This window comes from Streptomyces sp. WMMC1477 (assembly GCF_027460245.1).
Classification (GTDB): domain Bacteria; phylum Actinomycetota; class Actinomycetes; order Streptomycetales; family Streptomycetaceae; genus Streptomyces.
The window spans coordinates 5,033,769-5,045,695 of the sequence record NZ_JAPZBD010000003.1 but is presented as its reverse complement, the minus strand read 5'-3'; the positions used below and the strand labels follow the sequence as shown (position 1 = coordinate 5,045,695).

Genomic DNA, 11,927 nt, shown 5'->3' with positions numbered 1-11,927 from the left:
CCGGGCGGCGGCACGCACCATGCCGGTATGCGCCGAGACGTCGAGAGCGGAAACAGCGACAGCAGCGATGACCACTACCCCACCACGATGACACCCCGCACCCGCCCCGCCCTGGACCGGCTGCGGATCGGTTCGGCACCCGACTCCTGGGGTGTGTGGTTCCCCGAGGACGAGCACCAGGTGCCCTGGGAGCGGTTTCTGGACGAGGTGGCGGAGGCCGGCTACGACTGGATCGAGCTGGGTCCCTACGGCTACCTGCCCACCGACCCGGCCAGGCTGCGGGCCGAGACGGAGCGGCGGGGGCTGCGGGTCTCGGCGGGCACGGTCTTCACCGCCCTGCACCGCGGCCCCGGCGTGTGGGAGGAGACGTGGGCCCACGTCTCCCGGGTCGCGGCCCTCACGCGCGCGATGGGCGCCCGGCACCTGGTGGCCATCCCGGCGTTCTGGCGGGACGACCGGACGGCGGAGCCGGTCGAGCCGCCCGAGCTGACGCCCGGGCAGTTCCGGGAGCTGACCTCGGGCACCGAGCGGCTGGCCCGGCGGGTGCGCGAGGAGTTCGGGCTCGAGGTCGTCGTCCATCCGCACGCGGACACCCACATCGACTCCGAGGAGAACGTCGCCCGCTTCCTCGACGCGACCGACCCGGCCCTGGTGGGCCTGTGCCTGGACACCGGGCACTACGCCTACTGCGGCGGGGACAGCGTGCGGCTCATCCGGACCTACGGGGAGCGCGTCGGCTATCTGCACCTCAAGCAGGTCGATCCGGTGGTGCTGGCCGACGTGGTGGCCCGGGGCACCCCGTTCGGCCCCGCGGTGCGGCAGGGGGTGATGTGCGAACCGCCGCTGGGCCAACCGCCGCTGGAGCCGGTTCTGCTGGCCGCGCAGCGCCTGGACGTCGATCTGTTCGCCATCGTGGAGCAGGACATGTACCCGTGTCCGCCCGACCGTCCGCTGCCGGTCGCCCGGCGCACCCGCCGGTTCCTGCGCTCCTGCGGCGCGTAGCGCGCCCCGCCCCGGGGGCCTGTGCCGGAGGTGCGGGGCCGGCGAGCACAGCCCTGCGCGCCCTCCGAAGCGCGGGGCGGGGCAGTCCCCGCGGCCCGCCCCGCCCGCACCGACCGGCGTCCCGGAGGGGAGGGGACGCCGGTTCCGGGGTGGGGCGGGCCGGGCACAGCCCGCCCTCTGGAGGGCGTCAGTGCAGCGAGGGGGCCGTGGCCTGCCGCGGCACGGCGGCGCCGTCGTCCACCGGGGGCGCGGGCTGCTTTCGGGCGCCCACGTGGTTGAACAGCAGGTTCAGCAGGACGGCGAGGATGCATCCGGTGCTGATGCCCGAGTCCAGGATGGTCGTGGCGCTGTCGGGGAAGCGCTCGTAGAAGCCGTGCGCCATCTCGGGCGCCAGCCCGACGCCGAGGGTGACGGCGACGATGAGCGCGTTCTCCCCCTTGTCCAGCCCCGCCTGCACGAGGGTCTGGATGCCGCTCACCGCGATGGTGCCGAACAGCACCAGGCCCACGCCGCCGAGCACGGGCAGCGGCACGGCGGAGACGAGCGCCGCGGCCACCGGGCACAGGCCGAGCAGCACGAGGATGCCGCCGCCCACGGCGACGACGTAGCGGCTGCGCACCTTGGACATGGCCACCAGGCCCACGTTCTGGGCGAAGGCGCTGGCGGCGAAGCCGTTGAAGACGGGGGCGACGGCGCTGCCGAGGGCGTCGGCGCGCAGTCCGGCCGCGATGACCCTCTCGTCGACCGGCTTGTCGACGATGCGGCCCAGGGCGATCATGTCGGCCGTCGACTCCATCATGATCACCAGCATCACGACGCACATCGAGACGATGGCCGGGAGTGAGAACTGCGGTGCGCCGAAGTGGAAGGGCGTGGGGAAGCCGACGAGGCCGGCGTCGCCGAGGCCGGAGAAGTCCGCCATGCCGAGCGGGACGGCGATCAGCGTGCCGCTGACCAGGCCGAGGAGGATGGCGATGGACTGGAGGAATCCGCGGGCGTAGCGGCGCACGGCCAGAGTGATGACGAGGGCGACGGCGGCCAGGCCGATGTTGCCCGCGGGGGCGCCGTCCGCGCCGCCGTCGCCGTCGGCTATCCAGCCGAACGCGACCGGCATCAGGGACAGGCCGATCAGGGTGATGACGCTGCCGGTGACGACGGGCGGGAAGAACCGCACGAGTTTGCAGAACCAGCTGCTGACGACGAAGGCGAGCAGCCCGGCGACGATGACCGAGCCGAAGATGACGGGCAGCCCCGACTCCCCGCCCTCGGCGGCGATGATGGCGGTCATCGCCGCGACCCCGCCGAAGGAGACGCCGTTGACGAACGGGAGTCTGGCGCCGATCTTCCAGATGCCGAGGGTCTGGAGAAGTGTGGCGATCCCCGCGGTGAACAGGCTGGCCGCCATGAGCAGCGTGGTGTCGGCGGGGCCGAGCCGGGCGGCGGCGCCGATGACGAGCGGTACGGCGACGACACCGGCGTACATGGCGGCCACGTGCTGGAGCCCGCTGGTGATCATCTTGAGGGGTGGCAGTACCTCGTCGACGGGATGCCTCGCCCCGTCCGCGTTTTCGCTGTCCTTCTCCTGACTGTCGTCGTTCCGAATACCGGTACCGGGCCTAGCGGACACGCGGTCCTCCTGCTGCTTTCTGCGCCGCCGGGGAAGCGGCGCGAGGTTTTCCGGGAGGCGTGGATGGAACTGGGTGTGGGAGGTGGCGACGGAACGTGGCGGGGGTACCGGGGCGGGAGCGCGTACCGTAGGCGCGCTCCCGCCCCGGCCGTTCGTTCAGGGCCCCGCTCGGACCCTGAACCACCGGCCGGGAGCCGTCCCTCCCGGCCGGAGTCGGTGGTGCGTGCCCCTGGACGGGGACGCGGGTGGTGCGTCGGTCAGGACGCGTCGGCCGCGATCCGGGCCAGGCGGCGGGCCTGGTCCCGGGTGCCGCGGGCGATGGCGTCCTCGTCGGCGGTGGTGAGCCGGCCGTCCTCGACGACGGCCCTGCCGTTGATCAGCGACAGCGTGATCGGCGCCGCGGCGCCGAGGACGAGGGCGGCGACGGGGTCGGCGATGGTGGAGTGGCCGAGGCCGTCCAGCTTCCAGAGCACCAGGTCGGCGAGCTTGCCGGCCTCCAGCGAGCCGATCTCGGCCGTGCGGCCGAGTACCCGGGCGCCGCCGTAGGTGCCCAGCCGCAGCGCCTGCCGGGCGTTGAGCGCGCGCTCCCGGTGGGCGCCGAGGCGGTTGATGAGCAGGGCGTTGCGCAGCTCGGTGTGGAGTTCGCCGGACTCGTTGGAGGCCGTGCCGTCCACGCCGAGGCCGACGGGCACCCCGGCCGCCAGCATGTCCGGCACCCGGGCGATGCCGGCGGCCAGCCGGGCGTTGGAGGAGGGGCAGTGGGCCACCCCGGTGCCGGTGCGGGCGAAGGCCGCGATGTCGGAGTCGTTCATGTGGACGCAGTGCGCCATCCACACGTCGTCACCGAGCCAGCCGGTGGACTCGAAGTAGTCGGTGGGGCCCATGCCGAACAGCTCGTGGCAGAACTTCTCCTCCTCCACCGTCTCCGAGCCGTGGGTGTGCAGCCGCACGCCCTTGCGCCGGGCGAGCTCGGCGCCCTCGCGCATGAGCTCGGTGGAGACGGAGAAGGGCGAGCAGGGCGCCACCGCGATGTGGAGCATGGAGCCGAAGGAGCCGTCGTGGTGGGTGTCGACGGCGGCCTCGGTGGCCTCCAGGATGCCGTCGAGGGTCTCGACCGCGAAGTCCGGAGGGAGGCCGCCGTCCGACGCGCCGCGGTCCATGGAGCCGCGGGCGGCGGTGAAGCGGACGCCCAGCTCGGCGGCGGCGCGGATCCCGGCGCCGAGGAGGTCGCCGCTGCCGCGCGGGAAGACGTAGTGGTGGTCCATGGCGGTGGTGACACCGCCGCGGGCCATCATGGCCAGGGAGCCCTGGGCGGCCGAGTGGACCATCTCCTCGTCGATCCGCGCCCAGGTCGGGTAGAGGGCGACGAGCCAGTCGAAGAGGTTGGCGTCCTGGGCGAGGCCGCGGGTGAGCCACTGGTAGAAGTGGTGGTGGGTGTTGACGAGGCCGGGGGTGGCCAGGTGCCCGGAGCCGTCGATCCGGCGGACGACGTTCTCCAGGCCCGCGGGGGCGGCGCCGGCGCCCACCGACTCGATGACGTTGCCGGTGACGACGACGTGTCCGGCCGCGTACTCGGTGTCGTCGGCGTCCACGGTGGCGATGGCGCAGTTCTCGATGACGATGCGCTCTGGTGCGGTCCCAGCCATGGGATGTCCTCGTGCTTCCGTCCGGAGGTCCGGGCCCGGGGGTCGAGCGGGGTGCCGACCGGGTCCGGGGTCTGTCATTCTGCGCAGAATGCCCCCGCTCTCCCCCAGGATCGATGACGCCGGCGCTGCGTCAGGGGGCCCGAGTGGCCGCCCGGGTGGGGCGGCCGGTGCGGGCTGCTTACAGGTTGGTCATGTCGACCGGGATGCGCGGCTCGGCCCCGTCGCGCAGGACGGTGGCCTCGATGAGGCCGTACGGGCGGTCGGCCGCGTAGTAGACCTCGTTGTCGTTCTTGAGGCCGAAGGGCTCCAGGTCCACCAGGAAGTGGTGCTTGTTCGGGAGCGAGAAGCGGATCTCGTCGATCTCGCCGCGGCTGTTCAGGACGCGGGCGCCCATCTGGTACAGCGTCTGCTGCAGCGAGAGGCTGTACGTCTCCACGAAGGCGTCGAGCATGTGCCGCTTGACCTGGGCGTAGCTGCGCTCCCAGTTGGGCATGCGCTGGTCGTCACCGGTCCAGTTGTGCCGCCACCAGCCGGCGACCTCGGTGGCCAGGATCCGGTCGTACGCCTCCTTGAGGGTGGTGTACTTGTCCTTCACATAGCCCCAGAACTCCGAGTTGGTGGAGTTCATGACGGTGAGGTCCTTGAGGCCGGAGAGGACCTCGAAGCGCTCGCCGTCGTAGGTCACCTGCGCGGTGCGGGTCTCCTGGCCCTTGCGGACGAAGGAGTGGCGCACCTCCTCGGCCCCGATGAAGCGCTGGCCGGAGTCGGACGTCTCGATCCGGTCCCAGGCGTACTCCTCGATGCGGATGCGCGCCCGGTGGATGGCCGGCTGCGACTCGACGAAGTGCCGGGCCAGATGGATGCCGAACTGTTCGGCCGACTCGATGCCGTGTTCCTTGGCGAAGGCGAACACCGTGTTCTTGGTGGTGTCCGTCGGCAGGCAGTTGGCGTTGGAGCCGGAGTAGTGGACGTCTTCCATGTCGCCGGAGAGGGCGACGGAGACGTTGAGGTCCTTGATGTGGTGGGTGTCGCCGTCGCGGGTGATCTTGACGACGCGGTTCTCGGCCTTGCCGTACTGGTTCTGGCCGAGCATCACAGGACGCGCGGGGCGGGAATGAGCAGTCATGTCGGGTGTCAGCTCCCTCGGTACACGGAGTAGCCGAACGGGTTGAGCAGCAGCGGTACGTGGTAGTGCTCGCCCGGGGTCACGGCGAAGACGATCGCCACCTCGGGGAAGAAGACACCGCTGTCCCTTACGCGGGGGGCGTCCTGCTGTTCCTCGGCTTGCCTGGTCGAGAAGTACGGCTCGACCTCGAAGTGGAGCCGTACGTGGGTCGTGCCCTCCGGCAGGGCCGGAAGGTCCTTGCAGCGCCCGTCGTCGTCGGTCTTCGACGCGCCGTGCGCGGCCCATACGCCGTCGGCGCCGCTGCGGACGGACAGCTGGACGGCGACTTCGCCGGCTGGCCGTCCGACGCTGGTGTCCAGGATGTGCGTGGACACCGACGCGGTCGTCGTGGTGCTCATGGTCAGCCTCCTTGTGCGAGACGGGTCAGCCGGATGCGGTTGATCTTCACCAGTTCGGTGCGGACGTTCTCCCGCTCCCGTTCCGGCGTGTTGTCGATCCGGGCGCGTACCGCGTCGCGCATCTCCTCACCGGTCAGCCCGGTGGCGCAGATCAGGAAGACGTGGCCGAACTTGTCCTGGTAGGCCAGGTTGAGTTCGAGCATCTCCGCCTTGAGCTCCTCGGAGGCCCCGGACATCCCGCGCTGCTCGCGCGAGGAGGTCGGGTCGCCGGGCTTCGGCCGGCCGATGGGCGGGTGGCCGGCCATCGCCTCGGCCAGGTCCGCCGCGTTCAGCTCGGCCATGGCGGCGTCGCTGGCGGTGAACAGGGCGGCCGCGTCGGCGTACGGGCGCTGGGCGAGCAGCTTGCCGACCCAGGTCGTCGAGGCGCAGACCTCGTGGAGCGCCGCGCGGGCGTCGCCCTCCTCGGCGGTGTTGAACCGGGTCAGCCCCGGTGCCGTACTCGAAGTCACGGGAGCCTCTCTGGCCGTGGTGCGGGTGGGCTGCGCAATAGCTAAGCCGCCGGGAAACCTCCCGTCAACACTTTGTTGAACTTTTTCTGCGGGGTTTCACTCCACACCGCCGACCGGGCCGTGACCTGGGCCTTCCCGGGGTTCCACCCCCGGAGCCCGGGCGCCTGGCGGGTGTGGACAGTGCTCCCCTGCCCCACCCCTTCCCGAAACCGGGAGGCTCCACCCCTGCCCCCTCCGGGCAGGGGCCGCCCGCTCGGCGCGTCACAGCCCGCGACCACGTCGCGTCCGGTCGCGCCGCGCCCCGCACCCCTCGGAGGGACGCGGGGCGCGGGGAACGGGGCTACTTGCCGGCTTCCCGGTTCAGGTAGTTGTAGACCGTGAACCGGCTGACCCCGAGGGCGGTGGCGACGGTCTCCACCCCGTGGCGCACGGAGAACGCGCCGCGCGACTCCAGCAGCCGCACCACGCGCTGCTTCGACTTCCGGTCCAGCTCACTCAGCGGCTTGCCCTGAGCGCGTTCGAGCCCGGCCAGGATGTGGTCGAGGGACTCGGAGAGGTGGGGCAGCCGGACGGCCAGGACGTCCTCACCCTCCCAGGCCAGGACGACGTCGGCCTCGGTGGCGTCGTCGACGCCGATGATCTCGCCGCCCATCGCGTCGACCAGCGGCTTGACCGCCGCGGTGAATGGGTGTTCGCCCAAGCTACTCATGCGTCACCCGGCTCCCGGTCGTCGGATTCGACCAAATTCACCTGCAAGGACACACGGGTCGCCCCGGAGGCGAGGGTTCGGCGTAGCATCTCGTTCACCACGGCGAGCACCTCGTCCGCGGCTCCTTCGGCCGTATTGCCGAACGGGCCGACGTCGACGGCGTCCAGACCGGCGCGCTGCACGATCTCGCGTGCCACCACCGCGTGCTCCGGAGCCTCGTCCAGATCGAACGGCTCTGTCGTGAATTCCACTTTCAATCGCACCGGCTCAACGTACCGCGCCGCCTCGTGGCCACCATCGGCACATTTCGGACGCCCACTTGACAGCGACGCGAAGCCGACTGCAATCTTCCATCAGATAGAAACTGACTTCCGCAATACGGAAGGCACAGGGAAGGAGTCGGGTCACCCCTCATGGGTTACACGGACACACGCTTCACAGTGAACCTGTCGATCCTGTTCACCGAGTTCCCGCTGCTCGAGCGGCCGGCCGCCGCCGCGGCCGCGGGCTTCACCGCGGTGGAGCTGTGGTGGCCGTGGATCGACACGCCGACGCCGGAGCAGGCCGAACTGGACGCCCTGCGCGACGCGCTCAACGACGCGGGAGTGCAGCTCACGGGGCTGAACTTCTACGCCGGGCAGCTCCCCGGCCCCGACCGCGGTGCCCTCTCGGTGCCCGGCGAGGAGTCGGAGAAGTTCCGGGCGAACATCGACGTCGCCGCCGACTTCGCGGCCTCCGTCGGCTGCAGGGCGCTCAACGCCCTCTACGGCAACCGGGTGGACGGCGTCGACCCGGCCGCCCAGGACGAGCTGGCCCTGGAGAACCTGACGACCGCCGCCCGCGCGGCCGACCGGGTCGGGGCGGTCCTCCTGGTCGAGGCGCTGAACCAGCCCGAGTCGCCGAAGTACCCGCTGGTGAGCGCACCGGCCGCGGTCGAGGTCGTGGAGAAGGTCAACGCCGCGACGGGGCTGGGGAACGCCACGTTCCTGATGGACCTCTACCACCTGTCGATGAACGGCGAGGACCTGGCCGAGGTGATCGAGAAGTACACCGCCGTCACCGGCCACGTGCAGATCGCCGACAACCCGGGACGCGGCGCCCCCGGCACCGGCGACCTGGACTTCACCGATCTGCTGGACCGCCTGAGGAAGGCCGGGTACAGCGGCTGGGTCGGCCTGGAGTACAAGCCCGGCGACGCGCCGAGCGCCGGCAGTTTCGAGTGGCTGCCCGCCCCGCTGCGCCCCGCCCCCGCGAGCTGAGCACCGCCCTTCCCCCGCTTCCCCTCCCGCACGGCACCGAAAGGCACCGAACACATGAGCAGCAACCTTCCGAAGATCGCCTGGGTCGGCCTGGGCATCATGGGCTCGCCGATGGCCGAGAACCTGATCAAGGCCGGCTACCCCGTCACCGGCTTCACCCTCGAGCAGGAGAAGCTGGACCGGCTCGCGGCCAACGGCGGCACCGCCGCCGGCTCGATCGCCGAGGCCGTCGAGGACGCCGACGTGGTCATCACGATGGTGCCCGCCGACCCGCACGTGAAGGCCGTCGTCCTCGGCGAGGACGGCGTGATCGCGAACGCCAGGCAGGGCGCCACGATCATCGACATGTCCTCCATCACCCCGCAGACCTCCATCGCGGTGGCCGAGGCCGCCGCGGCGGCGGACAAGGGCCTGAAGGTGCTCGACGCCCCCGTCTCCGGCGGTGAGGCGGGCGCCGTCGAGGCCGTCCTGTCCATCATGGTCGGCGGCGAGCAGGACGTCTTCGACGCGGCCAAGCCGATCCTCGAGGCGCTGGGCAAGACCATCATCCTGTGCGGCCCGCACGGCGCCGGCCAGACGGTGAAGGCGGCCAACCAGCTCATCGTCGCCGTCAACATCCAGGCCTGCGCGGAGGCCGTCGTCTTCCTGGAGAAGTCCGGCGTGGACCTGGACGCCGCCCTGGAGGTCCTCAACGGCGGCCTCGCCGGCTCCACGGTGCTGTCGCGCAAGAAGGACAACTTCAAGAACCGCGACTTCAAGCCGGGCTTCCGCATCGACCTCCACCACAAGGACATGGGCATCGTCACGGACGCGGCCCGCAGCGTCGGCGCCGCCCTGCCCGTCGGCGCGGTCGTCGCCCAGCTCGTCGCCTCGCTGCGCGCCCAGGGCGACGGCGGACTGGACCACTCCGCGCTCCTGCGCGCCGTCGAGCGGCTCTCGGGCGGCCAGGCCGCCTGAGTCCCGCCCGAGCGGACCCCCAGCCTCCGGGTGGCGGCGCTGACAACCTGTCCTGTCGCGCCCAGGCGCCGCCACCCGGATTTCAACAAACTGTTGACGTGCTGCCGCAGCCGTCCTTACGCTCCACATCCGCGGAAGTCCCCTTCCGCGCTCACGTACGGAAGGTCACGATGTCCAAGCCCACGCTGACGACCGAGTCCGGCGCCCCGGTCGCCGACAACCAGAACTCCGCCACCGCCGGCGTCGGCGGTCCGATCCTCCTGCAGGACCAGCACCTCCTGGAGAAGCTCGCCCGCTTCAACCGTGAGCGCATCCCGGAGCGGGTCGTGCACGCCCGCGGCTCCGGCGCCTACGGCCACTTCGAGGTCACCGACGACATCACCGGCTTCACGCGGGCCGCGTTCCTGGACACCATCGGCAAGCGCACGGAGGTCTTCCTCCGCTTCTCCACCGTGGCGGACAGCCTCGGCGGCGCCGACGCCGTGCGCGACCCCCGCGGCTTCGCCGTGAAGTTCTACACCGAGGAGGGCAACTACGACCTCGTCGGCAACAACACCCCGGTCTTCTTCATCAAGGACCCGCTGAAGTTCCCCGACTTCATCCACTCGCAGAAGCGCGACCCCTTCACGGGCAAGCAGGAGCCGGACAACGTCTGGGACTTCTGGGCCCACGCCCCCGAGGCCACCCACCAGGTCACCTGGCTCATGGGCGACCGCGGCATCCCGGCCTCCTACCGCCACATGAACGGCTACGGCTCCCACACCTACCAGTGGACCAACGCCGAGGGCGAGGCCTTCTTCGTCAAGTACCACTTCAAGACGAACCAGGGCATCCGCTGCCTGAGCAGTGAGCAGGGCGCCGAGCTGGCCGGGCAGGACCCGAACAGCCACCAGACGGACCTGCTCCAGGCCATCGAGCGGGGCGTGCACCCGTCCTGGACGCTGTACGTGCAGGTGATGCCGGCCGCCGAGGCCACGGAGTACCGGTTCAACCCGTTCGACCTCACCAAGGTGTGGCCGCACTCCGACTACCCGCTGCAGCGGGTGGGCCGGCTCGTCCTGGACCGCAACCCGGACAACGTCTTCGCCGAGGTCGAGCAGTCCGCGTTCTCGCCGAACAACTTCGTGCCCGGCATCGGCCCCTCGCCGGACAAGATGCTGCAGGGCCGGCTGTTCGCCTACGCCGACGCGCACCGGTACCGCCTGGGCGTCAACCACACCCAGCTCCCGGTCAACGCGCCGAAGGCGACGACGGCCGAGAACTACGGGCGGGACGGTTTCATGGCCACCAACGCCCACGGCCGGGACGCGAAGAACTACGAGCCCAACTCCTACGGCGGCCCGGTGGAGACCGGTCAGCCGCTGGCGGCCCCGTTCGCCGTGGTGGGCCACACCGGCACCCACGCCACCCCGCCGCACGCCAAGGACGACGACTTCTTCCAGGCCGGTGAGCTCTACCGGCTGATGTCGGAGGAGGAGAGGGGCCGCCTGGTGGCGAACATCGCCGGCGGTCTGTCCCAGGTGACCCGCGACGACGTCGTGGAGAAGAACCTCGCCCACTTCCACGCCGCCGACCCGGACTACGGCAAGCGCGTCGAGGAAGCCGTGCGCGAGCTGCGCGAAGGCTGATTGGGAGGTCAGCCTGAGCGCAGTCCCGTACCGCCGGCCCGTGGACGAGGGGTGGCCGGCGGTGCGGGACACAACTCGACGCCCGTCGAGTGCCCTTGAAGCCCGCCCGGGAGCGCGAACGTCCTGTCGCGCCCAGCCTCGCGCCCCCGGGCGCTCCACTTCCCCACCGGGCCCCGCGTTCGCCTGCGGGGCCCGGCCGTTTCGGGGACCATGGACCGATGGCGGACATGAGCGAGAACAGGTCGGTACGGTGCCCCGTCTGCCGGCGTGAGCACCGCTACGTTCCGCCCAGCTACCCGTGCCCCTGCGGCGCCGCGGTGGTGCTGTCCCTCGCGCCCGACGGCACCCCGACGCGGATCAGGCGGCGCACCTGGGCGGGTTCCTGGGTGGCCGTTCCCTGCGGCGCCTGCGGGCGCAGCGACGACTGGCCGCAGCCGGAGGTGTGCTGCCCCTGCGGTGCTCTGCTCGTCCTGCCGGTGGACCGGACGGGGTCCACCGACGGGTCGGAGTCGGTCGGTGGACCGGTCGGGGGTCCTCCGGCCGATCAGCCCGTCTTCACCCCCGTGACCATCCGCACCGCACGCGACGCGGTGCTGGCCGCCGCGCAGTACCTGCGCTGGCTCGGCTTCACCGACATCGTGATGGCGCACACGCCTCCCGCGTCCGGCGTGGACCTGCGCGGACGTGGCGTCGTCGCCCACGTCGACCCGTCGACGATGCCGATCGACGCGTCCTCCGTGGAGACGGTGTGGCTGACGGGGATGCACGGCTCCGCGAGGGCCGTCTGCTTCGCCCTCGCCGGGTACGAGCAGGAGGCGTCCACCCGCGCCGACGCGATCGGCGTCCCCCTGTTCGTCCTCGATCTGACGGGCACTCCGCAGCCGGTCAACGACGCGGCGGAGGCGCTGGTCTCCACCCGCGCCTGAGCCCGAGCCCGCACCGCCCGGTCCCCGATCCCGCACTCCGGCGCGGGGCGTGAACCCGAGCCCGTGCACGGCCCCGTGGCCCGCGTAGGCCGCGTCGCGGGACCGTCGGGTCGTCCTGTGCGCACGGCCCGCGCCCCAGC

General features: G+C 71.6%; 12 protein-coding genes. 5 read left to right on the top strand and 7 right to left on the bottom strand.

Annotation, left to right across the window (positions count from 1 at the left end; genetic code table 11):
• Positions 1-87: 87 nt before the first annotated feature.
• The gene (locus tag O7609_RS22055; RefSeq protein ID WP_269737159.1) at positions 88-1,002 is read left to right on the top strand and encodes a sugar phosphate isomerase/epimerase family protein; all 915 of its coding nucleotides are present in this window, start codon (positions 88-90) and stop codon (positions 1,000-1,002) included.
• Between the two features lie 187 nt (positions 1,003-1,189).
• On the opposite strand, the gene O7609_RS22050 is transcribed toward O7609_RS22055, so the two are convergent.
• The 7 genes from O7609_RS22050 to O7609_RS22020 all read right to left on the bottom strand — a co-directional run bounded on the left by O7609_RS22050 (position 1,190) and on the right by O7609_RS22020 (position 7,280).
• Positions 1,190-2,518, bottom strand: coding sequence for a nucleobase:cation symporter-2 family protein (locus tag O7609_RS22050; RefSeq protein WP_269737160.1), 1,329 nt, complete (start codon positions 2,516-2,518; stop codon positions 1,190-1,192).
• Positions 2,519-2,886: 368 nt separating this feature from the next.
• On the bottom strand, positions 2,887-4,275 hold the full coding sequence (locus tag O7609_RS22045) for an 8-oxoguanine deaminase (RefSeq protein WP_269735264.1): 1,389 nt from the start codon (positions 4,273-4,275) through the stop codon (positions 2,887-2,889).
• Positions 4,276-4,453: 178 nt separating this feature from the next.
• On the bottom strand, positions 4,454-5,401 hold the full coding sequence (gene pucL, locus O7609_RS22040; RefSeq protein WP_269735265.1) for a factor-independent urate hydroxylase: 948 nt from the start codon (positions 5,399-5,401) through the stop codon (positions 4,454-4,456).
• Between the two features lie 8 nt (positions 5,402-5,409).
• A complete protein-coding gene (gene uraH / locus O7609_RS22035) occupies positions 5,410-5,799 on the bottom strand; it encodes a hydroxyisourate hydrolase (RefSeq protein WP_269744096.1) in 390 nt (129 codons plus the stop codon).
• Between the two features lie 2 nt (positions 5,800-5,801).
• A complete protein-coding gene (gene uraD, locus O7609_RS22030; protein ID WP_269735267.1) occupies positions 5,802-6,308 on the bottom strand; it encodes a 2-oxo-4-hydroxy-4-carboxy-5-ureidoimidazoline decarboxylase in 507 nt (168 codons plus the stop codon).
• A 340-nt stretch (positions 6,309-6,648) separates the two neighbouring features.
• Complete coding sequence (locus tag O7609_RS22025; RefSeq protein WP_269735268.1) at positions 6,649-7,017, bottom strand: helix-turn-helix domain-containing protein; 369 nt, start codon at positions 7,015-7,017, stop codon at positions 6,649-6,651.
• On the bottom strand, positions 7,014-7,280 hold the full coding sequence (locus O7609_RS22020; protein ID WP_269735269.1) for a thiamine-binding protein: 267 nt from the start codon (positions 7,278-7,280) through the stop codon (positions 7,014-7,016). The genes O7609_RS22025 and O7609_RS22020 overlap by 4 nt, the downstream gene beginning before the upstream one ends.
• A gap of 150 nt (positions 7,281-7,430) precedes the next feature.
• On the opposite strand from O7609_RS22020, the gene O7609_RS22015 reads away from it, so the two are divergent.
• From O7609_RS22015 to O7609_RS22000, 4 genes are all read left to right on the top strand, one after another.
• Positions 7,431-8,276: a TIM barrel protein gene (locus O7609_RS22015; protein WP_269735270.1), complete on the top strand. Its 846-nt coding sequence runs from the start codon at positions 7,431-7,433 to the stop codon at positions 8,274-8,276.
• A 54-nt stretch (positions 8,277-8,330) separates the two neighbouring features.
• Positions 8,331-9,233, top strand: a complete 903-nt coding sequence (locus tag O7609_RS22010) for a 2-hydroxy-3-oxopropionate reductase (protein ID WP_269735271.1) — start codon at positions 8,331-8,333, stop codon at positions 9,231-9,233.
• 170 nt (positions 9,234-9,403) lie between these two features.
• Complete coding sequence (locus O7609_RS22005) at positions 9,404-10,861, top strand: catalase (protein WP_269735272.1); 1,458 nt, start codon at positions 9,404-9,406, stop codon at positions 10,859-10,861.
• 227 nt (positions 10,862-11,088) lie between these two features.
• Positions 11,089-11,787: a hypothetical protein gene (locus tag O7609_RS22000; protein WP_269735273.1), complete on the top strand. Its 699-nt coding sequence runs from the start codon at positions 11,089-11,091 to the stop codon at positions 11,785-11,787.
• Positions 11,788-11,927: the final 140 nt, after the last annotated feature.

Bases quoted from the DNA above. Each gene is read 5' to 3' on its own strand.
- O7609_RS22005 (WP_269735272.1), top strand. From the start codon at position 9,404: ATGTCCAAGCCCACGCTGACGACCGAGTCCGGCGCCCCGGTCGCCGAC.
- O7609_RS22010 (WP_269735271.1), top strand. From the start codon at position 8,331: ATGAGCAGCAACCTTCCGAAGATCGCCTGGGTCGGCCTGGGCATCATG.
- O7609_RS22025 (WP_269735268.1), bottom strand. From the start codon at position 7,017: ATGAGTAGCTTGGGCGAACACCCATTCACCGCGGCGGTCAAGCCGCTG.
- uraH (WP_269744096.1), bottom strand. From the start codon at position 5,799: ATGAGCACCACGACGACCGCGTCGGTGTCCACGCACATCCTGGACACC.
- O7609_RS22015 (WP_269735270.1), top strand. From the start codon at position 7,431: ATGGGTTACACGGACACACGCTTCACAGTGAACCTGTCGATCCTGTTC.
- O7609_RS22055 (WP_269737159.1), top strand. From the start codon at position 88: ATGACACCCCGCACCCGCCCCGCCCTGGACCGGCTGCGGATCGGTTCG.
- O7609_RS22045 (WP_269735264.1), bottom strand. From the start codon at position 4,275: ATGGCTGGGACCGCACCAGAGCGCATCGTCATCGAGAACTGCGCCATC.
- O7609_RS22000 (WP_269735273.1), top strand. From the start codon at position 11,089: ATGAGCGAGAACAGGTCGGTACGGTGCCCCGTCTGCCGGCGTGAGCAC.
- O7609_RS22050 (WP_269737160.1), bottom strand. From the start codon at position 2,518: ATGATCACCAGCGGGCTCCAGCACGTGGCCGCCATGTACGCCGGTGTC.
- pucL (WP_269735265.1), bottom strand. From the start codon at position 5,401: ATGACTGCTCATTCCCGCCCCGCGCGTCCTGTGATGCTCGGCCAGAAC.